Source organism: Parasphingorhabdus sp. (assembly GCF_036964675.1).
Taxonomy (GTDB): Bacteria; Pseudomonadota; Alphaproteobacteria; order Sphingomonadales; family Sphingomonadaceae; genus Parasphingorhabdus.
On record NZ_JBALTF010000002.1, the window covers coordinates 54,035 to 78,728 of the forward strand.

At 57.3% G+C, this 24,694-nt stretch carries 24 protein-coding genes; 11 read left to right on the plus strand and 13 right to left on the minus strand.

What is annotated here, in order from left to right:
* Positions 1-7 precede the first annotated feature (7 nt).
* On the minus strand, positions 8-1,024 hold the full coding sequence (locus V7665_RS00925; protein ID WP_335662659.1) for a hypothetical protein: 1,017 nt from the start codon (positions 1,022-1,024) through the stop codon (positions 8-10).
* Between the two features lie 3 nt (positions 1,025-1,027).
* Entirely contained in the window at positions 1,028-2,404 is a 1,377-nt protein-coding gene (locus tag V7665_RS00930; protein WP_335662660.1) for a vanadium-dependent haloperoxidase, read from the minus strand.
* A 369-nt stretch (positions 2,405-2,773) separates the two neighbouring features.
* Here V7665_RS00930 and V7665_RS00935 point away from each other — a divergent pair, with 369 nt between their 5' ends.
* Positions 2,774-3,625, plus strand: a complete 852-nt coding sequence (locus tag V7665_RS00935) for a Coq4 family protein (RefSeq protein ID WP_335662661.1) — start codon at positions 2,774-2,776, stop codon at positions 3,623-3,625.
* A 336-nt stretch (positions 3,626-3,961) separates the two neighbouring features.
* Here the strand turns inward: V7665_RS00935 and V7665_RS00940 are convergent, their stop codons facing one another.
* Entirely contained in the window at positions 3,962-4,666 is a 705-nt protein-coding gene (locus tag V7665_RS00940) for a hypothetical protein (protein ID WP_335662662.1), read from the minus strand.
* Positions 4,667-5,080: 414 nt separating this feature from the next.
* On the opposite strand from V7665_RS00940, the gene V7665_RS00945 reads away from it, so the two are divergent.
* Together V7665_RS00945 and V7665_RS00950 are read left to right on the plus strand one after the other, a co-directional pair.
* On the plus strand, positions 5,081-5,878 hold the full coding sequence (locus V7665_RS00945; RefSeq protein ID WP_335662663.1) for a hypothetical protein: 798 nt from the start codon (positions 5,081-5,083) through the stop codon (positions 5,876-5,878).
* Between the two features lie 132 nt (positions 5,879-6,010).
* Positions 6,011-7,222: a hypothetical protein gene (locus V7665_RS00950; protein ID WP_335662664.1), complete on the plus strand. Its 1,212-nt coding sequence runs from the start codon at positions 6,011-6,013 to the stop codon at positions 7,220-7,222.
* Between the two features lie 20 nt (positions 7,223-7,242).
* Here V7665_RS00950 and V7665_RS00955 read toward each other — a convergent pair whose 3' ends face one another.
* A complete protein-coding gene (locus V7665_RS00955; protein WP_335662665.1) occupies positions 7,243-8,142 on the minus strand; it encodes a prephenate dehydratase in 900 nt (299 codons plus the stop codon).
* A gap of 210 nt (positions 8,143-8,352) precedes the next feature.
* Here V7665_RS00955 and V7665_RS00960 point away from each other — a divergent pair, with 210 nt between their 5' ends.
* Positions 8,353-8,988: a c-type cytochrome gene (locus tag V7665_RS00960; RefSeq protein ID WP_335662666.1), complete on the plus strand. Its 636-nt coding sequence runs from the start codon at positions 8,353-8,355 to the stop codon at positions 8,986-8,988.
* 19 nt (positions 8,989-9,007) lie between these two features.
* Here the strand turns inward: V7665_RS00960 and V7665_RS00965 are convergent, their stop codons facing one another.
* A complete protein-coding gene (locus V7665_RS00965; RefSeq protein WP_335662667.1) occupies positions 9,008-9,877 on the minus strand; it encodes a TIGR00730 family Rossman fold protein in 870 nt (289 codons plus the stop codon).
* A 49-nt stretch (positions 9,878-9,926) separates the two neighbouring features.
* The gene (locus V7665_RS00970) at positions 9,927-10,604 is read right to left on the minus strand and encodes an extensin-like domain-containing protein (RefSeq protein ID WP_335662668.1); all 678 of its coding nucleotides are present in this window, start codon (positions 10,602-10,604) and stop codon (positions 9,927-9,929) included.
* A gap of 26 nt (positions 10,605-10,630) precedes the next feature.
* Here V7665_RS00970 and V7665_RS00975 point away from each other — a divergent pair, with 26 nt between their 5' ends.
* The 7 genes from V7665_RS00975 to V7665_RS01005 all read left to right on the plus strand — a co-directional run bounded on the left by V7665_RS00975 (position 10,631) and on the right by V7665_RS01005 (position 17,641).
* Complete coding sequence (locus V7665_RS00975) at positions 10,631-11,371, plus strand: sulfite oxidase heme-binding subunit YedZ (protein ID WP_335662669.1); 741 nt, start codon at positions 10,631-10,633, stop codon at positions 11,369-11,371.
* A 17-nt stretch (positions 11,372-11,388) separates the two neighbouring features.
* Complete coding sequence (locus tag V7665_RS00980) at positions 11,389-11,700, plus strand: PepSY domain-containing protein (RefSeq protein ID WP_335662670.1); 312 nt, start codon at positions 11,389-11,391, stop codon at positions 11,698-11,700.
* A gap of 115 nt (positions 11,701-11,815) precedes the next feature.
* Positions 11,816-12,988 (plus strand): phosphoserine transaminase, encoded by a 1,173-nt coding sequence (locus V7665_RS00985; protein ID WP_335662671.1) that lies wholly within the window; start codon positions 11,816-11,818, stop codon positions 12,986-12,988.
* A 113-nt stretch (positions 12,989-13,101) separates the two neighbouring features.
* Entirely contained in the window at positions 13,102-14,685 is a 1,584-nt protein-coding gene (serA, locus tag V7665_RS00990) for a phosphoglycerate dehydrogenase (RefSeq protein WP_335662672.1), read from the plus strand.
* Positions 14,686-14,750: 65 nt separating this feature from the next.
* Entirely contained in the window at positions 14,751-15,866 is a 1,116-nt protein-coding gene (locus tag V7665_RS00995) for an ATP phosphoribosyltransferase regulatory subunit (protein ID WP_335662673.1), read from the plus strand.
* Positions 15,867-15,878: 12 nt separating this feature from the next.
* Positions 15,879-17,168 carry an adenylosuccinate synthase gene (locus tag V7665_RS01000; RefSeq protein ID WP_335662674.1) on the plus strand — a complete coding sequence of 430 codons (1,290 nt, stop codon included), beginning with the start codon at positions 15,879-15,881 and terminating at the stop codon, positions 17,166-17,168.
* A 35-nt stretch (positions 17,169-17,203) separates the two neighbouring features.
* Positions 17,204-17,641, plus strand: a complete 438-nt coding sequence (locus V7665_RS01005; RefSeq protein WP_335662675.1) for a hypothetical protein — start codon at positions 17,204-17,206, stop codon at positions 17,639-17,641.
* Between the two features lie 91 nt (positions 17,642-17,732).
* Here V7665_RS01005 and V7665_RS01010 read toward each other — a convergent pair whose 3' ends face one another.
* From V7665_RS01010 to V7665_RS01040, 7 genes are all read right to left on the minus strand, one after another.
* On the minus strand, positions 17,733-18,971 hold the full coding sequence (locus V7665_RS01010) for a dicarboxylate/amino acid:cation symporter (RefSeq protein ID WP_335662676.1): 1,239 nt from the start codon (positions 18,969-18,971) through the stop codon (positions 17,733-17,735).
* Between the two features lie 75 nt (positions 18,972-19,046).
* Positions 19,047-20,846 (minus strand): SLC13 family permease, encoded by a 1,800-nt coding sequence (locus V7665_RS01015; RefSeq protein WP_335662677.1) that lies wholly within the window; start codon positions 20,844-20,846, stop codon positions 19,047-19,049.
* A 3-nt stretch (positions 20,847-20,849) separates the two neighbouring features.
* The gene (locus V7665_RS01020) at positions 20,850-21,443 is read right to left on the minus strand and encodes a hypothetical protein (RefSeq protein ID WP_335662678.1); all 594 of its coding nucleotides are present in this window, start codon (positions 21,441-21,443) and stop codon (positions 20,850-20,852) included.
* On the minus strand, positions 21,440-22,507 hold the full coding sequence (aroC, locus tag V7665_RS01025; RefSeq protein WP_335662679.1) for a chorismate synthase: 1,068 nt from the start codon (positions 22,505-22,507) through the stop codon (positions 21,440-21,442). The genes V7665_RS01020 and aroC overlap by 4 nt, the downstream gene beginning before the upstream one ends.
* Positions 22,504-22,872 (minus strand): VOC family protein, encoded by a 369-nt coding sequence (locus V7665_RS01030; protein WP_335662680.1) that lies wholly within the window; start codon positions 22,870-22,872, stop codon positions 22,504-22,506. The genes aroC and V7665_RS01030 overlap by 4 nt, the downstream gene beginning before the upstream one ends.
* Positions 22,872-23,675 carry an enoyl-ACP reductase FabI gene (gene fabI / locus V7665_RS01035; protein ID WP_335662681.1) on the minus strand — a complete coding sequence of 268 codons (804 nt, stop codon included), beginning with the start codon at positions 23,673-23,675 and terminating at the stop codon, positions 22,872-22,874. The genes V7665_RS01030 and fabI overlap by 1 nt, the downstream gene beginning before the upstream one ends.
* A gap of 66 nt (positions 23,676-23,741) precedes the next feature.
* Positions 23,742-24,677 carry a YihY/virulence factor BrkB family protein gene (locus V7665_RS01040; RefSeq protein WP_335662682.1) on the minus strand — a complete coding sequence of 312 codons (936 nt, stop codon included), beginning with the start codon at positions 24,675-24,677 and terminating at the stop codon, positions 23,742-23,744.
* Positions 24,678-24,694: the final 17 nt, after the last annotated feature.

A 24,694-nucleotide genomic window follows, 5' to 3' on the forward strand; every position in this document is an offset into this window, starting at 1 on the left:
CATAAGCCTAAAAACTGTAGCGCACGGAAGCGGTGGCGCTGGTTTCATCTTCGTCGACCACCGACACGCCGTCGCGGGCAATCTGGGCCTTGCGCGCATTGACGCCAAGATTGGTCGACAGACCGCGGGCGATGTCATAGCGGATACCAAGCGAAGCAGAGCTTTCCGACGTGCCATCCAGCTCCCCATAATGACCGGCCGCAGACAGGCTGAGCACACCGATCTTGGTTTGCGCACCGCCGGAAACATACCAGCGATCGAGATCGATCATGCCAGCTTGCAGATTCTCATAGCCGAAGCCGAGGTCGAACAGGCTGCTGCCATAGACAAATTCGCCGACCGCACCGGCGCCGATGGTGGCGAAGTCGGTCACGCCATCAGCGGCCAGATAACGGGCCCTGGCCACCCGCGTGGTCAGGCGATAATCTTTACGGCCAATCGGCCGCTGAAATTGCGCGCCGAGCTCGAAATGACCATCGTTATCGACAATGCCGGTAAGGGTCGTCGGGCCAAACCGGCCGCTATAGCCGCCGCCCCACTGGTTGGTCCGGCCATAGAAATCGTCAAATGCCAGATTGGCATTGCCGACACCGCGCCGTCGCCGGGTCGCTTCGCGCACCAGACCATTGACATTGCCGCCGATCAGACTGCCCCAGCTGGTGCGGACAAAGCCAGCGACATTGTCGACATAATCATCGCTATTTTCGTCATATTGGCCGAAATAGGCGACCCCGACATTCCATCGGTTGGCGAGCTGCATCTCGATATTGATATCCAGATTGGTGACTAGGCTGACGTCCACGTCATCGCGGAAAATGCCGTCATCCAGCGCCAGGGTAACCGGCACATCGACGACGCCGCCGACCAGCACGGTGGCTTCGCCAATTTCAAACGCCAGCGGTTCTTCAAAGGAGGAAAGATTGTCATAGTTGAGACTGACCTGCGCGCTCGCAGGATCAGCGGCCAGCGCCATTGCCCCGCAAGCCAGGGGCAGAAACAGCGCGCGAGAATATCCGTGCATCATCGTTCAGACCCTCCGCCGGAAATATTGGGCATGGGCATGATTGGCAATCGCCTTGCCCGCTTCCATCCCGACCAGATGATCGCGCATCCAGTGGACGCCACCATAGATACGGCTCATGCCATTTTCGTCAGCAGCATCGCTCAGCCGGTTCCAGTGGCGGGTGACACCGCGCAGTTGTGGCCACAGCACCTGATCGGGCGACTGGTGGGCAAAGCTGACTTCGTCACTGCCCAATATATGCCCGATCATCGCGGCACCAGCGGCACCAAAGGTCGAATGACCGGATGTATAGGACGGGAATTCCGGCGTCGGAATATAGCTGCGCCACCCCTGCTCCCGCTCGACCCGGGGATCGGGATTGGCAAATTTGGGCGCCCGGTGACGGATCGCGGTTTCCGGCCGGATCACATCATGGCTATATTTGGTGTCCCAGGCCTGGATCGAGGCGTCGCACTGGGTCATGCCGATCAGCGCCATCGCCCGCGCCCATTCGATGAACGACAGATTGCGGTCCTGCAGCACCTGTATGGCAATCAGCATATAATGACCCGGCGGGGTAATTCCCCAGGGACCATCTTCCCAGAACAGGGCGATCTCGCTCTGATCGGCGGTCCGTTCGCGGCTGTCAGCGGCGCCCAAAACCCGAACCTGATCAAATTCAGCGGCAAATTCCGGGCTGGCCGGATCATGAAAGGGCGCGGTCCGGAAATTTTCGGTGCGGCCCATCGTCCACGGCTTGATCTGGCCATGGCCCGGGAACAGCGGCCGGGAAAAACTGTCAAAGGCCGGACCGGGCTTGGCGCTGTATAGCGGCCCGGTCGGCGTCCATTGCAGCGCATCGTGGCGGCGCTGATAGCGGTTCAGATAATAGTTGACCTTGCTCGGCTGCGATCCGTCGCGGGTTCGCATCTTGACGATTTTCAGGCCGACCTGCCGGCCCCAGGCGGCACCGAGCGATTTGGCTTCGCCATCGGGAATCTGATTGGCGAAATCCATCCGCTCGCCGATAAAGGGCTGCTGGAACACTTCCGAGGCGGCGGTGGCAAAAGCCACGCCATAAGCCATTGCAGGATCGGCCCCCCGCGGCCCGACACCGATACCGAAGGGATCGTCATAGGCCTGCAATATGCCGTTCGCGGCCAGAAATCCGGCGGCGGTCGGCATCGCCAGATTATAGGCCGCGCGCGGCGGCGGCACCCGTTGATCGCGGATCTGCTGCATGATGACGTCGCACCAATGGGTGACAATATTGTGATTTTGTGGCCGCATGATCGGCGTCAGATAGGAATTTGCCGAGCCGAACTGGCCGGTACAGCCGGATAGTCCTGCGAAACCGGCAATTCCGGCACTCGCCATGAAATGGCGTCGTGAAAAGATCATTGTCCCCCCTGAACAATTGCGTCCTCAGCCTGGTCAGCCAAAGACGACATATATCAGGCTCGCCCTATTGGTAAATTACCAATAAATCATTAAAAGCAGCCCGGCACCCACGGGTCTCGTAGCGGAAAAACGAGCTCTGACGCACCATAATCAGACAGCGCGCTCCGCCCGCTAGCGCGATAGGGCCGCGACCTTCTGTTTTTCGTGCAAACAGGGAAATGGGATATAGAGACAGATATGTCGGGGCGGGCAAAGCGATTGTGCGACTGGCTTGCAGCGCCTGATTGGGAGGGAGGCATAACCTGATTATTTGCCCTGCAAAAGGAAGCGGGCTATTGCAGCACGAAAAGATCGGAAGGGGAGGGGATTTTGACCAACCGACTGTTCCCGGAACAATGTGACGAAGCGGCCATGGAATATATCAATGGCTACCCGGTGCCACCGGTGGCGCGCATGCAACCGCTGCGGGCGGCCATGAGCATGATACGGATCTTCAGGGATATTGAAGAAACTAGCCATGTCTATGATCTGTTTCAGGCGGTGTCCGGCAAGGCCTACCGCCGCGGCTTTGAACAGCTTTCGCAAACAGACTACGGCCGCAGGATACTGGACGGCGAGGTGCGCATCGAAGCGTTGTTGAGCCGGCGAGACTGGCTGGCCGGCTTGCCGGAAGGCACCGTCGGCCATTGCTATTACAAGATGGTGGAAGCAAAGGGTTTTGCCGTTGATGGGCTGCTTGATGCTGCCAAACATGCCGGCATTGATGTCGATGCACCGACCATGTTTGCGGCCTATCGCCGTTATTTCATCCATTTTGAAGTGTCACATGATCTCTGGCATGTGCTGAGCGGCTATGACACGGATGCGCTTGGGGAAATCTGCTTGCTCGAAGTCTATCGCGGACAGTGGCCCGACATAGGATTGCGCCTGCTGATGCTCATGGGCACGATCGGCGCAATGGCGGAACGGTTCGATCACTCCAGAAATATCCGGCGGGCTATCCACGAGGGCTACCGGCACGGGCAGCAGGCGGAATTCATTCTGGCCGCCGATATCGAAAGGCTGCTGGAATTGCCGCTGAAGCAGGCGCGGGCTGAGCTCAATATCAAGGAACCGAAAATCTACCGCTCGATTCCTTATACCGTGCGAAGAGATTTGCAGGGCGGCGGCCAGACCGTTCAGGACCAGCCGGAACCGGTTTTCGAGGTTGGCTGGACCTGATTCTTCTGATTCTCGCGCTGCTGCTCTTGGTGCGCCGTTTTCAAGGCATCGAACGGTCAAGAGTGGCAAGATGAATGAAGCACCCCCCCTTTCCTGGAAACTACCAAATGAGACATGGCGACGGGCATTTCCGGCACGGCTAAACCGGCGGCGAAATAATATGGGCGCAGCAGCAGGCATTAGACAGACGCTCATTGATCGGCAAAAAACGGCCCTATTGTCGGCATAGCCGTCATGGCGATTCCATTGTCGGGATTGTGCCGGACCGGACCATGATCAATCTACTTTGCGCTATGGAGCCAATGCTGTGACGCCATCAGCTGATCAATGAGCGGGTCATGACGGAGTTTTAACGTGCAATTTGGATGCCGCCTGCTGCGACTTTGAACCTGCCCGCCAACCAGCAAAGCTGACAGCAATACCCAACAGGAGACTTGTCCCACCGATCAGAAATGGATTGATTTGGGCGAAAACGGCAAAAAACTGCTTCCAGACAGACCAGACGCCGATGGTTTCCCACACCAGCAGCTGCAACCCTATGAATAGCACCGCATCCCGCATCGGCCGGGTGTCACCCGCTGCAAAATGCCTCATGGTGAGCAAGCAGCAGATCACTAGGACATTGGCAGCCCTTACCGCCATCGATGAGGGGAAATCGACGTCACTGCCTGCCAGTAGATTGAGAATATCGCCCAGCGAACGGTTCAAGAGCGTGCCGACAAGGAACACGATCGTCATGATCATATAGCCCGAATGAAGCCTGACATTTTTACGCTCACGCAGCGCCATGAAGTAAAAATAGGCCATTCCTGTTTGGGCAACGACATCCGTCGCGCCAAAGCGTGCGCCATAGTCAATATACCAGATCAATCCTGCAGCAAATCTTTGGGCCATACCGACATCCAGAAAGCCCATGCCTGCAAGGACAATCGGAAAAAGCGCAAAGCTGGCATAACCCAGCACGCGATGGGCGTTTCTGTGCCGGTTCTGAATCGTCCAGGACTGAGCGGCCAGCAGCAGCAGCCAGACAAAGGCGGACACCCCATGGACATGCATTTCTGTCGTCGCTGCAGGCAATTGCGAAACATAGGAAGGCCAGAACGCATATCCTGCCCAGAGCAACAGAATAAGCACAAACCAGTGAGTGTGACGATATGGCATCAAGATCCCCCTTTGACGGCCTTGGCCTTGGAATAGGTCACAGCGCCTATGTTGTCACGGCCCTTGTCTGGCAGGAGCAGTCTGCCCAGGACCTTTGACCAGAGGGGATGAGATCCGCACCACCGCGACAACGGAAGCACATCAACGCCTGTCTGCCATCCAGCCGTTACCATCCGACAAAGTCAAAAACTTGAGTCCGCGTTCCGAATGAAGCGGGCAAAAACCCCTCTTTCCTACAAAACACCATATAGGTTATACAGAACATTCCAACTAACCAAAAACGGAATGAATGCTATGACAACCCAATATTCCCCCACCGACCAGCCACAAAATCCCGCCCCCAGCTGGACCCCCGAAAAACAGCGCGAATTTCTTGAAGCGCTGGCCCGCTGCGGGTCGGTCAAGGCGTCTGCCGCCTATGTCGGGATGAGCCGAGAGGGCGCCTATCGGCTGCGCCGGCGACAGGAAGGACGCGCCTTTGACCGGGCGTGGGATGCTGCATTGATCCACGCCCGCGATCTTTATGCCGAGACCTTGCTCGAAACCGGGCTGCACGGCTGGACCGAGACGGTCTGGTATCATGGCGAGGAAGTGGGTGAGCGGACGCGTTTTTCGCCCGGATTGCTGCTCGCGGCGCTAGCCCGGCTCGATGCCAAGGCCGATGGCCTGGATCTGGCCGGCGAGGCCGTGCGCGAAGCCGCGGCGGATTTTGATGAAATGGTCGCAGCGATCGGCGAAGGCGAGGATTGCACCGCCATGCTCGAGGCGCAGGATCGGGCGGCGCAGGCGCGCCGCGCGCCGCCGCCGAACGCCTATATGGCCGAATTGACCGACGATGAGCTATTCAGCCGGCTCGAGATGTTTCAGGAACGCGAACGGATCGCCGCAACGGCGCCGGAAGATGTCGATACGTCCGATCTGGACCCCCATGAAGCGGACGGCTGGGATGACCTGCAATGGGCGCGGGCCGAGCGCAGCGGCATGATGGACGAGCCGGGTTTTTGGGAGAAGGCGAATCCCGACGGCTATGATGATGACTGGGACGTCCCGGGAGAGGATGGCCCGGACAAGACTGGCCCGTCTTTTCACTAAAGGGGGTGTGACCCGTGTGACCCTGGAAGTTGCTGGCAGCCGGCGTCGCGCTTTCCGCGAGAAACCCTTCGACAAAAGGTTGGCGAAAGGCCTATTCGATCCCGACACCATCCGCAGTCATCGGACCTTGCCGTGCTATTGAATATTTTCATCATCCTGTCGGTGATCGCCACCGGCTTGCTGCTGCTCGCGCCGCGCCTGTCAAAGTCGCTGGTCTGGCGCGCGACGGTGACGCCGCTGGCCTCGATCATCGGCAGCGGATTCCTCGTGCTCGCACCGATCCTGGTGTCGGATTATGGCTATATGGCACCGGCGATCATGGCCGGACTATGTCTCGGCGCTTTTCTGTTCGGATCTGCGATCCGGTTCAATATCTTTCACCGCAATGTCCGCGAACCGGTCCAGAATGACGGGATCGACCGGCTGGAAATTGCCGCTTCCTGGGCGCTGGTTTTCGCCTTCACCATCTCGGTGGGCTATTATCTCAACCTGTTCGGTGCTTTTGGCGTCAGTCTGACCGGCTACGACAGCCCGGCCAATGCCAAGCTGCTGACCTCGGCCATCTATATCCTGATCCTGATCGTCGGCTGGACCCGCGGGTTCAAGGCGCTGGAAAAGATGGAATATAGCGCGGTGACGCTGAAACTGGCGATCATAGTCGGTCTGCTGGTCGGCCTGACCTGGTATTTTTATCAAAAGGCCAGCGCCGCGACGCTGTTTGTCCATCCGCCGCTGCTCTCCGGCTGGCCCGCGCTCACACTCGCCTTCGGCCTGATCATCACCGTGCAGGGCTTTGAAACCTCGCGCTATCTCGGTCGCAATTATGATGCCGCCACAAGGATCAAGTCGATGCGCCTGGCGCAGATCGTCAGCGCCGTGATCTACATGATCTATATCGGGCTATTTGCCTATAGTTTCGAGCGCGAGCAATTTGCCCTCACCGAAACCGCGATTATCGACATGATGGGGATTATCACACCAATCCTGCCGCTGCTGCTGGTGGCCGCTGCGCTGGCGGCGCAGTTCAGCGCCGCGATCGCCGACACCAGCGGCTCGGGCGGGCTGGTCGAGGAACTGACCAAGGGTCATGTCAAGGCGCGTACAGGCTATGCGATATTGGTCGGGATCGGCCTGCTGATGACCTGGAGCGTCAATATTTTCCAGATCATCGCTTATGCCAGCCGTGCCTTTGCGCTTTATTACACGCTGCAATCGGTGATTGCCGCACGGCGGGCGTTCCTGATTCCCGGCAACCGGCTCAAGGGCATCGGTTTCGTCCTGCTGGCGATGCTCGGGGTGATGATCGTGTTGTTCGGCAATGATGTCGAATCGTCAAACGGCTGAAAAGAGGCTAGTCCCAGAGGCTATTCAATGACCCCGCGCGGCCGCGCTTGTCGATAGGTGCCCAATATGCGCACGCTGTTGCAGTGGAAACCGAGTTCGGCAATCGCCCGATCAATCGCCGGATCGCCGGGTGCGCCCTCGATATCGGCGTAAAACCGGGTCGCGGCAAAGCTGCTGCCCTGCTGGTAGCTTTCCAGCTTGGTCATGTTGACGCCATTGGTCGCAAAGCCGCCAAGCGCCTTATACAGGGCGGCGGGAATATTTTTGACCTCGAAAATGAAGGTCGTCATCACCGGGCCATTGGCTTCCGGGATCGCCGCATCCTGGGCCAGCACGACGAACCGGGTGATATTGTCCGGCGAATCCTCGATCGCGTCCTCGATCGGTTGCAGGCCGTAAATTTGCGCGGCAAGCCGGGGCGCGATGGCGGCGGCATGCGGATCATCCTGCTGGGCGACAAAGGCGGCCGCAGCGGCGGTATCGGCATAAGCCACCGGGATGATCCCGCGGTTGCGGAGATAGTGGCGGCACTGGCCGAGCGCCTGCGGATGGCTCATCGCCGTGTGGATCTCGGCATCGGCCGATCGCGCCATCAGGCAATGCCGGATCGGCATGAAATATTCGTCGACGATATGCAGACCCGATTCGGGGAGCAGGAAATGAATGTCGGCAACCCGGCCGTGCAGCGAATTTTCGATCGGAATAATCGCGCTGCCCGCCGTGCCCAGCTTCACCGCATCGATCGCATCCTCGAAAGCGAAACAGGGAACCGGCAGCCCTTCCGGCGCATAATCGAGCGCGGCGAGATGCGAATTGGCACCGGGCGCGCCTTGAAAGGCAATCGCCCTTTCCGGCTGTTCAGCCCCTTTTTCAGTCATTTTCCTGACCATACCCAGCGCGTTTTTTGGATAGCTGTCCATCTCGTCCCTCTTTTGCGCTGTTGCGATAGTCGAACGGGACACAGCGGGGCAAGAGGGAAGTGGCCTGCCGATCGCGGCGCTGCGCATTTCGCATGGGACCAAGCGCAAATTACGGCAATTGAGGCCTTGCGTTGCTTCGTCGCCCTCTTTACAGAAAGCACAAATTTGGCAGGCTATGGCCGCCGCTCACTCAGGGGTTTGAGACAATTTATGAGCAACAATAACACCATTGCAGGTTGGGTACTGGCTGGCGGCATCGCTGCCCTTGGTTTTTCCATTGTCAGCGGCAAATATTTTCACGCCGGCAAGCACGAACGCCCGGAAGTCATGGGCTATGTGATTGAAGGGGTAGAAGCCTCCGGTGGCGCTGCTGATGCAGGACCGTCAATCGAGACCCTGTTGCAAACGGCCGATGCCGCTGCTGGTGAAAAAGTATTTGGCAAATGCGCCGCCTGCCACACGATCAATCAGGGCGGTGCCAATGGCATCGGACCGAATCTCTGGGCAGCCATGGGCAAGCCGCATGGCCATGTCGCCGGCTTTGCCTATAGCGACGCGCTGAAAAGCGTTCCGGGCAATTGGGACTGGACGAGCATGAACGCATGGCTGACCTCGCCGCGCAAATATGCCGATGGCACGAAAATGACCTTTGCCGGTCTTGGCAAGGCGGAAGACCGCGCCAATCTGATGGTCTATCTCAACGCGCAGGGTTCGAATCTGCCGTTGCCAGCCGCACCGGTGGCGGAAGAAACCCCGGTTGAGGGTGACGAAGCTGCTGTTGCTGGCGACGAAGCGGCGGCAGAAGCTGCGACACCGGCCGCTGCAGAAGCTGCACCAGCCGAATAATTGGCTGGTCGACTGCTTCTCAGGGGCAGCTGAGTCCGTAAAAGCGCTGGATGATATCCCAGGCCTCGTCGGCGGTTTCGACGAACTGGAACAGGTTGAGGTCCTCGCGGCTGATCGTGCCTTCTTCGGCGAGCGCGTCGAAATTGATCACCCGGTTCCAGAAGGATTTGCCGAACAGCAATATCGGCAGCTTTTCCATCTTGCCGGTCTGCACCAAAGTGACCAGCTCGAGAAATTCGTCCAGCGTGCCGAAGCCACCGGGAAATACCGCCACCGCTCTCGCTCGCAGCAGGAAGTGCATCTTGCGCAGGGCGAAATAGTGGAACTGGAAGCTCAGCGACGGCGTGACATATTCATTGGGCGCCTGTTCATGCGGTAAGACGATATTGAGGCCGATCGACTCCTTGCCGGCATCGGCAGCGCCGCGATTGGCCGCCTCCATGATCGAAGGCCCACCGCCGGAGCAGACAACGAAATCGCGCTTGCCGTTGGCTGACATGCCGCATTCGCCCGCCAGCCGCGCCAGTTTACGGGCTTCGTCATAATATTTGGCTTTGTCTTTCAGACGCTCGGCAATTTTGCGCGATTCGTCGTCAACCGCCGCCTCGATCAGGGCATCGGCCTTGCTCGGTTCCGGGATGCGGGCCGAGCCATACATGACCAATGTTGAGCCAATACCGGCTTCATCAAGCAGCATTTCCGGCTTGAGCAGCTCAAGCTGAAAGCGGACGGGGCGCAATTCATCACGGAGCAGGAAATCGGTATCCTGAAAAGCAAGCCGATAGGCTGGGTCCCGGGTCTGGTCCGTCCCTGCCCGCGCCTTTTCGGCAAATTCGGCTTCCTGCTTGGCGTGATAAAAGCGTCGGTCGTGGAGATCTTTATTGGTCATGGCGTAGCCCTAACGCAAAGATTTATGGCTGACCAGTGACCTTGTTCGGCTATCGGCAATATCCGTTGCCGCTCATATCGAGATGAAAATGGTCGTGGTGGTCTGCATTGTAATCGGGGCTCAGAACGGTTCCAAAACGCTTGCAGGCGCTGTCGTGGATAGCGGTCAGGAATTGCATTTCCCGGCGCCCGCTTTTCCAATTATTCTGCACGGTTATCCGGCGACCATCGGTGAGCACAAAGGCCGACACGTCAATCGCATTGGCATGGGCGTGTTGTGACAATTTTCCGGATCCAGCGATATTGCGACAACTGTAGCTCCCCATGGTTTCGATACGCTTGAGATCGCTGCCGAGATATTTGCGCGCTGCCCGTTTCACGGCATATTCGGTCCAGGCGGCAAATTTGCCTGCCAGTTCGCATTTGACCGGGCCCAGATTGGTCACATCGGTGCCCACATCGAGCAGCGTGATGCTGTCGATCTGGCTGCACCCGCCGCCGAACTGGCGGTTGGGCAAGGGAGAGAAGCGAACATTGGCCTTGCCAAGGTCGCTGAAACATTGGCGAGTTGCAGGTGTGGGATCAAAGGAACCGAGGCCTGCGGAGGCCCGCGGCCGTTGCGATTGGTCGCTATAGCCTGCGGGTATCGCCCCACAAGCGCCGAGTAACAACGAAGCCAAGCCGACCAGCCCTGCGGACCGCCCACGGCGTCCAATCTGCAATTTCATTTCCATAAGGCGCTTTATGGCAGAAGATGGTTAAATCCAGGCTAAAGCTAATGATTAAAAAATCTTGCCCGCGCCGTGGAACGATCTGCCGGACAAATTGCGACAAATTTATACTGGACCATCGGGACAGCAAAATCCATGACAATGCCATGAACTTTTTGCGTAATCTGAACAGCCTGCCGGTCTTCTGGCTAGTGCTGACTATACCCGCCATTCTATTGGTTCAAAGATATTTGGCGGGCGATATCATCGCCATGGACATGCTGCACCCTACCGGTGAATTTTCGGCCCGGTTCATGATCATTGCGCTTATGATCACGCCGCTTTCGGTGATATTCGGCAATCGCCGGTGGGTGGGGTGGATGATGAAACGCCGCCGGTCCTTCGGGCTAGCCGCCTTTGGTTATGGCGTTTTGCATCTGCTGTTTTATCTCATAGATATGGAGGCTCTCAAACCGATTCTGGCGGAATTCTGGGCGCCCGGCATCTGGACCGGCTGGGCTGCATTGATAGTTTTCGTGCCGCTGGCCATTACCAGCAACAACGCAGCGATGCGTCGCATGAAGCAGGGCTGGAAGCGATTGCAGCGGCTGGTATATATAGCTGCCGTGCTGACGCTGGCCCATTGGCTGTTGATACATGATGGCATCGGCGGCGCTCTAGCGCATTTTATTCCATTATTATCATTGGAGCTATTGCGAGGCATTATCATATATGTCAGAAGAGCTGATAAAGCGAAGCCGGCCGAATCGCTGCAAACCGAGTAGACTTGGAGATAATGAAGATGAAATATCCCGCAATTGCCGCCGCGACAGCCGCGATATTGGCCATTACTGGCCTATCCGCCCCTGCCCTTGCTACCGGCAAGATGACCTGTGAAGCAGGCCCGCAATCCGGTTGGAAAACGCGAACGGCACTGGAAGCCAGTCTGGTTGCACAAGGCTGGACGATCAAAAAATCGAAGGTCGATGGTGGTTGCTATGAAGTCTATGGCACTACCCCTGATGGAGACCGGGTAGAGGCTTATTTTCATCCGGTATCGCTGGAAAAACTTTTGGTCCTGCGCCGCGGACAAGAGCTCTACCGAAAAAAATAGCCGGTTTCATTCGCAACCAGAAACGCGCTTGACTTGCTGCGCTGCACCATACAAAGCGGCGCCGGGCCACGCGGTCCCAACGCCGCGCGAGCTCTCTGTAAGGAGAAGCGTTAAAATGACCGATACAAATATACCGATGCCAGAATTGCGTCCTGACTGCCCGAATTTTTCTTCGGGTCCGACAGCCAAATTTCCCGGCTGGTCCCTCGACAAAATCAACACCATAGCAATGGGCCGCTCACACCGCAGCGCCACCGGCAAAGCCAGGCTGAAATATGCCATTGATCTGAGCCGTGAATTGCTTGGTATTCCCGACGACTATCTGATCGGCATTGTGCCGGCCTCCGACACCGGGGCCGTAGAACTGGCGATGTGGAATATGCTGGGCGCACGCCCGGTGACGGTCGCCGCTTGGGAAAGCTTTGGCAATGTCTGGATCCAGGACGCTGTAAAGCAGCTCAAGCCTGCCAATCTGACCGTCCTTGAGGCCGACTATGGCGAAATTCCTGACCTGACCACGATCGACAAGGGTGACGATATTGTCTTCACCTGGAATGGTACAACCTCAGGCGCAAAAATTCCCGATACCGACTGGATTGCCGACGACCGTGAAGGTGTCACCATCAACGACGCCACCAGCGCCGTCTTTGCCCAGCCGATGGACTGGGCCAAGCTCGATGCCACCACCTATAGCTGGCAAAAGGTTATGGGATCGGAAGCCGCCCATGGCATGCTGATCCTCAGCCCGCGCGCCGTCGAGCGGATTGAAAGCTACACCCCGTCCTGGCCGCTGCCGAAAATTTTTCGGGTGAAGAAGGGCGACAAACTCAACACCGCGATTTTTGAAGGTGCGACGATCAATACGCCGTCAATGCTGGCAACCGAAGATTATATCGCTTCGCTGGAATGGGCCAAGTCGATCGGTGGCTTGCCGGAACTGCATGCCCGCGCTGACCGCAATGCCAAAATCGTTCACGACTGGATTGCGGCCACACCGTGGATGCGCAATATGGTCAGCGATCCGGCGAAATGGACCAACACCGGCGTCTGCATGGTGTTTCAGGGCGACTGGTATGATGGTCTGGATGATGATGCCAAAGCATCCGTGCCCAAGAAGATCGCCGCTATGCTCGAAAAAATGGACGTTGCCTATGATTTCAACGGCTATCGCGACGCGCCGCCGTCGCTGCGCATCTGGTGCGGATCGACCGTCGAGCAAGAAGATATTCGCCGGCTGTTGAGCTGGATCGAATGGGCCTTTGCTCAGGTAAAATCCGAACTTTCTTAAATTTTGTGCCGCCCCGGCCGAGGCCGGGGCCCAAACCAATGACCAAAATATGCCGACATTGGTTTGGAGGCCGGCCTGTGCTGGCCTGACGATCCCAACAAGGAATCCAAAAAATGCCAAAAGTACTCATATCCGACAAAATGGACCCGAAAGCCGCACAGATTTTCCGGGAACGGGGATGCGAAGTCGACGAAATCACCGGACAGACACCGGAAGAGCTGATGAAGATCATCGGCGAATATGATGGCCTCGCCATTCGTTCTTCGACCACAGTTACACCCGAAATATTGGCCGCCGCGACCAATCTTAAAGTGGTTGGCCGTGCCGGCATCGGTGTCGACAATGTCGATATCCCGGCCGCTTCTGCCAAGGGTGTCGTGGTCATGAACACGCCGTTCGGCAACAGCATCACCACGGCGGAACATGCCATCGCCCTGATGTTCGCCCTCGCTCGCCAGCTACCCTCGGCCGACGCTTCGACCCAGGCCGGCAAATGGGAAAAATCCAAATTCATGGGCGTGGAACTGACCAGCAAGACACTCGGCCTGATCGGCGCTGGCAATATCGGTTCGATTGTTGCCGAACGCGCCATCGGTTTGCGGATGAAGGTTGTCGCCTATGATCCGTTCCTCACCGAAGAGCGTGCGGTTGAAATGGGTGTTGAAAAAGTCTCCTTGGACGATCTTCTTGCCCGTGCAGACTTTATCACCATGCACACGCCGCTGACCGACCAGACGCGCAATATTCTGTCGGCTGATGCGCTTGCAAAAACCAAGCCTGGCGTCCGGATCATCAACTGCGCACGCGGCGGCTTGATCGATGAGGTAGCATTGAAGGAAGCGCTGGAATCTGGTCATGTCGCGGGTGCAGCCCTCGACGTTTTTGCCCAGGAGCCGGCGAAGGAAAACCCCTTGTTCGGCGCTCCGAACCTGATTTGTACGCCGCATCTGGGCGCCTCTACCAGCGAGGCACAGGTCAATGTCGCAATCCAGGTAGCCGAGCAAATGGCCGACTATCTGGTCAATGGCGGTGTCGAAAATGCGCTCAACATGCCCAGCCTTTCGGCAGAACAGGCACCGAAGCTGAAACCCTATATGGCGCTAGCCACGCAATTGGGGTCTCTCGTCGGCCAGCTCGCGGCTGACCAGATCAAGGGCGTCGCCGTGGAAGTAGAAGGCGCGGCAGCTGAACTGGACCAGAAGCCGATTACGGCAGCGGTGCTGGCCGGATTGATGCGGGCCTATAGCGACACCGTGAACATGGTCAATGCGCCCTATCTGGCGAAGGAGCGCGGCCTCGATGTCCGCGAAATCCGCCATGAGCGCGAAGGCGATTATCACACGCTGGTCCGGGTTTCGGTGACCACCGACGAAGGCGAGAAATCGGTTGCCGGCACCCTGTTCGGATCATCCGGTCCGCGCCTCGTCGAAATGTTCGGAATCAAGGTTGAGGCCGATCTGGAGGGCAATATGCTCTACATCGTCAATCAGGACCAGCCCGGCTTTATCGGCAGCGTCGGTTCGACGCTTGGCGCAGCGGGCGTCAATATCGGCACCTTCCACTTGGGCCGTCGTAGCGATGCACCCGGAGGAGAGGCCGTTCTGCTGCTCTCGATCGATTCTCCAGTGGAAGAGACCGTACTCTGGTCGATTTGCCAGCTGGAAGGCGTGAAGACGGTCAAGGCCCTGAAGTTTTGATTCGATAGCAACAGACCCAAGAAAAAAGATGGCCTGAGCGGTTGCTTGGGCTATGGAGCAGGGCCATGCAAAAGCCATCCAATCTCTTGCCCGAAGGGTTCCATGACGCGCTGCCGCCATTTGCCGAGGCGGCATCGCGACTGGAACGCGATGTGCTCGATACACTGGCCAGCCATGGCTATGCCCGGGTAACACCGCCGCTGGCCGAATATGAAGATGGCCTGACCGATAGGATGCAGGGCGCATCCAGCAGCGACCTGATGCGCTTTGTCGATCCGATTTCCCAGCGTACTTTGGCGCTGCGCCCGGATATGACCATGCAGATTGGCCGGATTGCATCGACAAGTCTGGCTGACCGGCCACGCCCCCTCCGACTCAGCTATTCGGGGCAGGTCCTGAAACTGCGTTCGGGGCAATTGCAGCCCGAACGCAGCCGCCTGCAAATCGGCGCTGAACTGATTGGCAATGACAGCGTCATCGCTGCCATCGAGATTGTCTCGGTCGCGATCGAGGCGCTGGAACGAGCCGGCGTCTCCGGTATCACCGTGGATTTCACCATGCCCGACCTGATCGACATTTTGGCGGCGGGGCCATTGCCTTTGAATGAGGCCCAGCTTGCCGAAGTGCGCGGAGAACTGGATATGAAGGATGCGGGAGGTCTGAACGCCATGGGCGCAACCGGCTATCTGCCCCTGATCGAGGCAACCGGACCGTTTGACGAGGCGATGGCAAAGCTGCGCGCATTTGATGGTGACGGGTTGCTCAGCTCGCGTCTCGATGGCGTTGCCCAGATTGCTGAAAGCATCAGGGGAAAAGCCAGCCTGACTCTGGACCCGACCGAACGGCATGGCTTTGAATATCAGAACTGGTTTGGTTTCACCCTCTATGCCGACACTTTCGTCGGTGCGCTGGGACGCGGTGGCAGCTATGAAATTGGTCATCCCGATGGTCAGTCCGAATCCGCGGTTGGCTTTTCACTCTATCCCAATCCGCTAATCGATGCCGGTTTTGGCGCAAAGACCAGCGACCAGATATTCTTGCCTCTCGGTCATGACCGATCTGCGGCAACGCGGCTTAGAGAAGCGGGCTGGCGTACCGTGGCGGCCCTGTCAGACAAGGACCAGGCCAAGGCGCTTGGTTGTTCCCATATTTTAAACGGCGATCAGCCGGAACCAGTATAAGAAAGTGAATCAATGGCCAATGTAACGGTAATCGGCGCGCAATGGGGTGATGAGGGCAAAGGCAAGATTGTCGACTGGCTGTCCGAACGCGCCGATGTCGTGGTCCGCTTTCAGGGCGGCCATAATGCCGGGCATACGCTGGTTGTCGATGGCGCGGTCTACAAGCTTTCCCTGCTGCCCTCTGGCATCGTGCGGGGCGCATTGTCGATCATCGGCAATGGCGTGGTGCTCGATCCCTGGCATTTGCGCGACGAAATCAAAAAACTCGAAAGCCAGGGCGTTACCATCAACACCGACAATTTCGGCATTGCCGAAACCTGCCCGCTGATTCTGCCGATCCATCGTGATCTCGACGCGATGCGCGAAGATGCCAGCGGCAAGGGCAAGATCGGCACGACCCGCCGCGGCATTGGTCCGGCCTATGAAGACAAGGTCGGGCGCCGTGCGATCCGGGTCTGTGACCTCGCCCATCTCGACGATCTCGGCCCGCAACTCGACCGGCTGTGCGCCCATCATGACGCGCTCCGTGCCGGTTTTGGCGAACCGCCGGTCGACCGCGAGCGGCTGCTCAATGACCTGAAGGAAATCGCCGACAGTGTGCTGCAATATGCCCAGCCGGTCTGGAAGCGCCTCAACGAAGCGCGCCGCGACGGCAAACGCATATTGTTCGAAGGCGCGCAGGGCGTGCTGCTTGATGTCGATCACGGCACTTATCCCTTCGTCACAAGCTCCAATACGATTTCGGGTACCGCAGCGGGCGGGTCCGGCATCGGCCCGTCGGGTACCGGCTATGTGCTCGGGATCACCAAGGCTTATACGACGCGGGTTGGGTCGGGGCCCTTCCCGACGGAACTGGACGATGAAGTCGGCCAACGGCTCGGCGAACGCGGCCATGAATTTGGCACGGTGACCGGTCGCCAGCGGCGCTGCGGCTGGTTTGATGCCGTGCTGGTCCGGCAGGCTCTGGCCGTGTCGGGCGTCGCCGGCATTGCGCTGACCAAGCTCGACGTGCTGGATGGTTTCGAGGAGTTGAAAATCTGCGTTGGCTATGATCTCAATGGCGTGACCTATGACTATCTGCCGCCGCATCATCAGGATCAGGCCGCGGTCAAACCCATTTACGAGACGATGGCAGGCTGGAACGAAACCACTGCCGGCGCGCGCAGCTGGGCTGATTTGCCGGCGCAAGCGATCAAATATATCCGCCGGGTCGAGGAACTAATCCAGTGTCCGGTGGCTTTGGTCAGCACTTCACCGGAGCGGGAAGATACGATTTTGGTGACCGATCCTTTTGCCGACTGACAGATTGTTTGATAGGCGTTGAAATTGACAACTCGATGAGCAGTGAACCAATTCATGGCGTCAAGAGCTTTTGGCTTAGCGTTGCAATAGGTGCTTACACCGGTATTACCCTGCAATTTTTACTGGCGTCTTGGTACGAGCCGATAGATTTTTCTGACCTCTGGGCGATACCTCTGATTTTGATCATTTACGGCTTATTTGCCGTGCCATTTGTCGCACTAGGCTTGGCAATATTTGGATTGCCTGTGACGCATTTACTTTATCGAAGTGCACGCAAATCGTGGGTTGGCGTAATTGCGATTCTCTGGAGTGCCGTTGCAGGTAAGCTTCTGTTTTTTGCCGTCGATCATCTGATGTTCTTTGGCCAATATGAGATTGCCAAGATTCAATTGCTGGACATGGGCATAATCTATGGCCTGCCGACTGGAGTCGCTTGGTGGCTGTTGCACCGTCGAGAATTGATAGCAATTTAAAAGAAGCTGAGGGGCCGTTTTAACAGTCCCTGATTGTACACTCTGAGCGGACTGCTAACGGTGATTTTTCCTAAAGCTGTTATTACCAATCTCAAACATCGTCCGCCGAAATCATTTCTTCGCGATCAATCTCACCCGTCATCGCTGCCACCGTCACCGCAACGGCGGCATCGCCCGAGACATTGGTAGTCGTACGCATCATGTCCATGATCCGGTCCACGCCGGCGACAAAGGCGATGGTTTCGAGCGGGACGCCGACGCTGCCGAAGACCAAAGCCATCATGATCAGGCCTGCGCCGGGGATGCCCGCTGCGCCGATGGCCCCGAGGGTCGAGGTGATAGAGATCAGCACATAGTCACCAAAGGTCAGATCAACGCCGAATATCTGCGCGCCAAACAAGGTGGCGAGGCCCAGATACATGGCGGTGCCATTCATGTTGATCGTTGCGCCGAGCGAGACCACGAAGCTGGCAACCGAATTGCTGACACCGAGGTTGCGTTCGACGCAGCGCAACGTCACCGGCAGGGTCGCGTTGGACGAAGCAGTAGAATAGCTGACCGCGATGGCGTCGATGATCCCACGAAAGAAATCGATTACCGGCAATTTCGCAATGAACTTGATCATCCCTGAATAGACTATCCCGATAATCAGCAGGCAGCCAAGATAGTTGAGCCCGACCAGCTGCGCGAGCGATATCAGGGCATCGGTGCCCAGCGTACCTGCTACCCATGCCATCAGCGCGAACACGCCGAACGGGGTCAGTTCCATCACGATCATCGTGACTTTCTGCATGACGATCGCGCCGCTATCGAAAATCTTCGCCAGCGGTTTGCCGTCTTCCTTGGCCATCAATATGCCGATACCGATGAGCAGCGCAAAGACGATCAGCGGCAATACGTTGACATCGGCCATGACCTGCACCGGACTGTCGGGCACAATCGACAGGATCATGTCCACGGCGGTGGTTTGATTGGGTTCGGGCGTAGCGCCCATCTCGATGGCACTGGTATCGACGCCCTTGCCGGGCTGGAAAAACGTGCCGAGCGCAAGGCCCAGCCAGGCCGCAATCTGGCCGGTGATGACAAACAGGACCATCGCCCGTCCGCCGACACTGCCCAGCTTCTTGAGGTCACCCAGCGCGGCAACACCGGCGACAAGCGAGAAGAAGATCAGCGGTACGACGAGCATCTTGATCGACTTGATGAAGAAATCGCCGATCCATTTGATGGCTTCGGATTCGGGGCCCCATATCAGGCCGGTGATCACACCGAGGATCAGGGCAGCGATCACCCGCTGCCAAAGCGGAATCTTGAACCAGAATGCCAGCATGCGATTTTCCCCGATATTGTTGTCAGGCCCATGCCTATCGTCAGCAGGAGAGCGCGGCAAGCCTTTAGGGCTGAACTACATCCAGAAGCTGATCGCCAGACAGGTCGACAGACCGACACCGAAGGTCAGCGGAATGCCGGCCTTGAAGAAATCGGTGAACCGGTAATTGCCCGCTGCGTAAACCAGCGTGTTGGTCTGATAACCGATCGGGGTCGCGAAGCTGGCGGAAGCCGCAAACATTACCGCGATGACGAGTGGCCGGGGGTCGACCCCCAGATCATTGCCCAGCGCTATGGCGATCGGCGTGATGATGATGGCGACCGCATTGTTGGTCACAATCTCGGTCATGATCACCGACAAGACATAAATTGCAAACACCAGCCCCCAGGGCGGAACCTCCCGCAAAAAGGGAGTCAATTCGGCAACGATCAGGTCAACGCTGCCCGCTTGCTGCAGGCCAAGGCCCACCGCGAGCATGCCGAATATCAGCACCAGCACATTGCCGTCGATCGAACCCCACGCTTCTTCTGCGTCGATACAGCGCGCCAGCAAGATTGCGCCGACCGCCAGAATCGCAGCCACGGCCAGCGGGATTATGTTGAGCGCGGCCAGAACCACCACCGCAACCAATGCACCAATGGCAATTGGCGCGCGATCCCGGCGAAAGGCGCGGATTTTGGTTTGTCCGACCCCAAACAAATTGGGGTTTTGATACATGCGGCGAATGTCTTCGCTAGAACCGGTCACCAGCAATCGGTCCGCTGCGTGAATCCGCGCATTGGTGAGATCAGAGCGAGGCAGATTGCGATAGCGGGTCATGCCCAATATGCGGACATCCAGCTGCGACAGGAAGGGAATGTCAAACAGCCGGTTGCCGATGCTGGGGTGGTTTGGCGCCACCGTGGCCTCAACCAGTTCCTCGCCCATCGGCCCAGCATCGCCCTTGTGGACAATGCCGACCTTGAAATCTTCCGATTCGCGCAGGGAAATCAACTCGGCGAGATCCAGTTGCACGACAATCCGGTCACCTGCCCGCAATTCGTGGAAATCCAGGTCGTGGCGGATATAGCTACTCAACCGCTTGACCGCCGTGACCTCCAGGCCTGCCCGCCGCAATTCGGGAATGGCAGAGAGTTTCTTGTCGATCACCGACGCCTTGCGGCGGACCGTCAGTTCGGTGAGGAAATCGCTCTCGTCGCTGCTGTCAAACTGACCTTTGACATCGCCGCTGGGAAGCAGCCAGCTGCTGAACAATACCATCATGATCGTGCCCGCGACGGCAGCGATCAGACCGTAGGGCGTGATTTCGAATATCCCGAAACCGGCCATACCCTGATCCCGAGCAACCGCATCGACGATGAGGTTGGTCGAGGTGCCAATCAGCGTGGTCGTGCCGCCCAATATGCAAATGAAGCTAAGCGGGATCAGCAGTTTCTTGGAAGAGAAGCCGGTGGCCCGCGAGAGGCGAAGGATGATCGGAATCAGAACGATCACGACCGGCGTGTTGTTCATGAAGGCGGAAGCGACAAAGGCGCCAAGAAACATCTCGGCGACCGCCAGCTTGGGGTGGCGCTTGGCGCGCTTGATGATGAATCCGGCGATCGCGTCAATTGTCCCGGTTCGCAGCAACGCGCCCGACAGGATGAACATCGCCGCGATCGTGATCGGAGCGGTGTTCGAGAAGACCGAAAACAGGCCATCGGAATCGATGATGCCTAGAAACAGGAACATGCAGGCCCCGAGCACCGCGACCACGGCAGCGGGGAAGCGCTCCATGATGAAACCGGCGAATAGAAAACCAAGGATGACGATACCGATAATCGCCTTGTGCGCCTGAATATATTCATCGATGATATGAAGAATCAGGTCAATCATGGATCAGGAACAGCCTTCAATATAGCTCACGGCCTCTGCCAGGCCCGCTCGAAAATCGGTGACTCGTTTTTTGGCATCGGGGCTTTTGAGCCGCACAGAAGAAGATTGCTCGCCGCTTCCATCCGGGGTCGCCGTCTCGAATATCATCTGATAACGTCCATCGCTGGACGCAAGAATCAGATAAGATCCTGCATCGCCGAGATACGGATGATAGTCAATTTTCATCCAGTTTCCATAAATGGACGCGACTTCTGTTTCGGTCATTCCGATAGTCGCGCCGGATAGTGTCTGCCATTTGACACCAGCGTCATTGGGACCGATGCCAATGCGTACGAGCATATCTTCATTGATCATGAATCGCACGCCAGGATAGCCTGCCTCTTTTGTAAGAAAGTGGCAGGCTGCATAATCTTCGTCGGTTTGCCAATCTGCCGGTCTGTACGGATCACTAAATCCCAGTTGTTTGAGTTCGGCTTCACTCATGCCGATCTGCGCGGGCCCCAGTCCTTTGAAGGTCAGGCGGGGTTGTTCACCCACAGCCCCCACCAAACAGACAAGAACAAGCGGGAGGATAGCCATTTTCAGCATATTCTTCATCCACATTGCGCCCGGTGCAGCAATTTCTGGTCGGCGAGTACCAGCGCCATCATCGCCTCGACGACCGGAACACCGCGAATGCCGACACACGGATCATGGCGGCCCTTGGTCGATATTTCGGTCGCAGCCCCTTCGGGAGTGATGGTTGCCACCGGCGTCAGAATCGAACTGGTTGGCTTGAACGCTACCCGGCAGAAAATCGGCTGGCCGGTGGATATCCCGCCAGCCGTGCCACCACTGTGGTTGGCGAGAAATTCGGGACCATTGTCTCCCGGCCGCATCGCATCGGCATTTTCTTCACCGCGCAGACGGGCGGCGGCAAAGCCATCACCGATTTCAATGCCCTTGGTCGCATTGATGGTCATCATCGCTGCGGCAATCTCGCTATCCATCTTGGCATAAACCGGCGCGCCCCAACCGGCTGGCACTCCGACCGCCTCGCAGGCGATAATCGCGCCAAGACTGCTGCCGTCCTTGCGGGCACCGTCGACCAGCGCTTCCCATCGTTTGGCGGCCTGTACATCTGGGCAGAAAAACGGATTATTACCGATTTCATTGGCATCAAAATGCGCCGGATCGATTGCGTCGCCGCCGATTTCGGCAACCCAAGCCCTTATCGTCACTTCCGGAATCACCAGCCGCGCTACCGCACCCGCAGCAACGCGTGCCGCGGTCTCGCGAGCGCTGGATCGACCGCCGCCGCGATAGTCACGGAAGCCATATTTTTGATCATAGGCATAATCGGCATGACCGGGGCGATAGGCTTTGGCGACGTCGCTATAGTCCTTGCTGCGCTGATCGACATTTTCGATCATCAGCGAAATTGGTGTACCGGTCGTTTTGCCGTCAAAAATGCCGGACAGGATTTTGACCTGGTCCGGTTCCTGCCGCTGGGTCGTATATTTCGACTGGCCTGGACGCCGTGCATCTAGAAATGGCTGGATATCGGCTTCGCTCAGTTCAAGTCCAGGCGGGCAACCATCGACCACCGCGCCAAGCGCAGGCCCGTGACTTTCTCCCCAAGTGGAAAAGCGAAAGACGTGACCGAATGTGTTGAAACTCAAAACTCTCTCTCCGCGTTTATAAACTCAATTCTGTTGCCGAAAGGATCATTCACAAAAAAACGGGCGTGGTGATCGATCGCATCGGCTGATTGTATCAAATAACCAGCATTTTTCAGCTTTTTCATCAAGTCGTGAAAATCGCTTGTCTGAAAAGCGGGATGTGCTTTTTTTGCTGACCGAAAATCGCTTTCGATCCCAAGATGCACGCGGACATTCTCCCTCTCAAACCAGCAACCCCCATTGCCCTGCAATTTCGCAGGCTTCGTGCGTTCGGGGATATCCAGAATTTCAGCATAGAAACCCCTCGCCTGATCTTCTCCTGCTTCGGGCATGGCCAGCTGGACATGATGCAAAGCCGTGATCATTAATCCAGCGCGATATCGGGCGCGTCTTCCTGCTTCATGCCAACGGTATGATAACCTGCGTCGACATGATGGGTTTCGCCAGTGACACCAGCGGACAGATCGCACAGAAAATAGAGAGCAGAAGCGCCCACGTCATCAATTGTCACGTTGCGGCGCAGCGGCGCATTAAGCTCGTTCCATTTCAATATATAGCGGAAGTCGCCAATTCCGGAGGCCGCCAATGTTTTAATCGGTCCAGCGGAGATGGCGTTCACCCGAATTCCATCGGGGCCAACATCATTGGCGAGATATTTGACCGAGGTTTCAAGTGCCGCTTTGGCTACACCCATAACATTATAGTGCGGGATGACCTTTTCGGCACCATAATAGGATAATGTCAGCATGGATCCACCGGCGCTCATCAGCGCAGCAGCGCGCTTGGCAACAGCGGTAAAGCTGTAGACGCTGATATTCATGGTCATCAGGAAATCGTCCAGGGTAACATCAAAATATTTACCGCGCAGCGCTTCCTTGTTGGTGAATCCGATCGCATGAACGACAAAATCCAGCTTGCCCCAGCGTTTTTCAATCTCGGCAAATGTTGCGTCGAGCTGGTCCATGTCGCTGACGTCACAGTCGAGCAGGAATTCACAGCCCAATTGTTCAGCAAGCGGTCTAACGCGCTTGGCCATCACCTCGCCCTGATAGCTGATCGCCAGTTCGGCGCCCTCTGAAGCCAGGCGCTGGGCGATCCCCCAAGCCAGCGACTTGTTGTTGGCAAGCCCCATGATCAAGCCGCGCTTGCCCTTCATTAAATCACTCATCGCCGCTATCTCCTGAAATCCGATTTTCGCTGCTGATAAACCGTATCCAGATGATTTTCCAGCGGATCATTCGCCAATCCCGTTTCTCGGCGGCCGCTCAGCCAGAGCGGCATTGATCTCTGCACCGATTATCATGCCAAGACCGACCAGATAGAAAAAGATGAGCGTGATGATAACCCCGGCAAGGCTGCCATAAGTGAGCTGGTAATTTGCCGCATATTTGAGAAAAATCGGCAATAGTCCGGTGATCAACAGCCACCAGCCGCTGATGAACACCGCTCCGGGCCATTTGGGATATTGGCGCGGTCGATATTGGCGTGGCGTCAGCAGGCGGAACAATAGATAAAGCGTCGCAAAAAGAACAAGAAACGGTATGATATTGGAAAGCGAGACCCAAAGGGCACCGCTCTCGGCAGCCGGGAAATAGGTGTCCAGAAAACCGCTGATACCGGCCAGCACAAATTGGGCGCTGAGCGCCAGCATAGCGAAAAAGACCGACAAGAGAATGAGCACGGTTGATGTCAGACGATATTCCCAGAACGCTCTCTGCGCCTGTACGCCATAGGCCCGGTGGAGAATTTCCCGGATTGTCTCAATCAGGCTGGTTGTGGTCCACAGCCCGACGATCGCGCTGAACCAGAGCAAAGGTCCGGTCCGTGCGGTCATCGCATCTCTGATCGGATCATGCAGCGCGCTGGCAACCGAGGGCGGAACGGTCACCAGAAAAGCCTCGACAAAATCCGTGCCGACGGCGGTCTGGCCAAATCCCCCGACAATGGCGGCGGCGACAATGAAAAAGGAAAATACGGCAAGCAGCGACAGATAAGCGAAATTTCCGGCAAAAGTGAAGCCGTCATAATAGACACCCACGGCGGTGCGCTTGATAATGATGAAGGCTCGACCAACCAGACCCTCATCAGCCAGATTTTCGGCGGCTCTTTTGCCGACGGCTCCTGGCTCTCCCTGGACTTTACGCCGGGCTTCGGGGGAGAGTTCAGACATTAAGCTTCCGGGCCAAA

Bases quoted from the DNA above. Each gene is read 5' to 3' on its own strand.
- V7665_RS00925 (WP_335662659.1), bottom strand. From the start codon at position 1,024: ATGATGCACGGATATTCTCGCGCGCTGTTTCTGCCCCTGGCTTGCGGG.
- V7665_RS00930 (WP_335662660.1), bottom strand. From the start codon at position 2,404: ATGATCTTTTCACGACGCCATTTCATGGCGAGTGCCGGAATTGCCGGT.
- V7665_RS00945 (WP_335662663.1), top strand. From the start codon at position 5,081: ATGACAACCCAATATTCCCCCACCGACCAGCCACAAAATCCCGCCCCC.
- V7665_RS00955 (WP_335662665.1), bottom strand. From the start codon at position 8,142: ATGGACAGCTATCCAAAAAACGCGCTGGGTATGGTCAGGAAAATGACT.
- V7665_RS00960 (WP_335662666.1), top strand. From the start codon at position 8,353: ATGAGCAACAATAACACCATTGCAGGTTGGGTACTGGCTGGCGGCATC.
- V7665_RS00965 (WP_335662667.1), bottom strand. From the start codon at position 9,877: ATGACCAATAAAGATCTCCACGACCGACGCTTTTATCACGCCAAGCAG.
- V7665_RS00970 (WP_335662668.1), bottom strand. From the start codon at position 10,604: ATGAAATTGCAGATTGGACGCCGTGGGCGGTCCGCAGGGCTGGTCGGC.
- V7665_RS00975 (WP_335662669.1), top strand. From the start codon at position 10,631: ATGGTTAAATCCAGGCTAAAGCTAATGATTAAAAAATCTTGCCCGCGC.
- V7665_RS00980 (WP_335662670.1), top strand. From the start codon at position 11,389: ATGAAATATCCCGCAATTGCCGCCGCGACAGCCGCGATATTGGCCATT.
- V7665_RS00985 (WP_335662671.1), top strand. From the start codon at position 11,816: ATGACCGATACAAATATACCGATGCCAGAATTGCGTCCTGACTGCCCG.
- serA (WP_335662672.1), top strand. From the start codon at position 13,102: ATGCCAAAAGTACTCATATCCGACAAAATGGACCCGAAAGCCGCACAG.
- V7665_RS00995 (WP_335662673.1), top strand. From the start codon at position 14,751: ATGCAAAAGCCATCCAATCTCTTGCCCGAAGGGTTCCATGACGCGCTG.
- V7665_RS01000 (WP_335662674.1), top strand. From the start codon at position 15,879: ATGGCCAATGTAACGGTAATCGGCGCGCAATGGGGTGATGAGGGCAAA.
- V7665_RS01005 (WP_335662675.1), top strand. From the start codon at position 17,204: ATGAGCAGTGAACCAATTCATGGCGTCAAGAGCTTTTGGCTTAGCGTT.
- V7665_RS01010 (WP_335662676.1), bottom strand. From the start codon at position 18,971: ATGCTGGCATTCTGGTTCAAGATTCCGCTTTGGCAGCGGGTGATCGCT.
- V7665_RS01015 (WP_335662677.1), bottom strand. From the start codon at position 20,846: ATGATTGACCTGATTCTTCATATCATCGATGAATATATTCAGGCGCAC.
- V7665_RS01020 (WP_335662678.1), bottom strand. From the start codon at position 21,443: ATGAAGAATATGCTGAAAATGGCTATCCTCCCGCTTGTTCTTGTCTGT.
- V7665_RS01030 (WP_335662680.1), bottom strand. From the start codon at position 22,872: ATGATCACGGCTTTGCATCATGTCCAGCTGGCCATGCCCGAAGCAGGA.
- fabI (WP_335662681.1), bottom strand. From the start codon at position 23,675: ATGAGTGATTTAATGAAGGGCAAGCGCGGCTTGATCATGGGGCTTGCC.
- V7665_RS01040 (WP_335662682.1), bottom strand. From the start codon at position 24,677: ATGTCTGAACTCTCCCCCGAAGCCCGGCGTAAAGTCCAGGGAGAGCCA.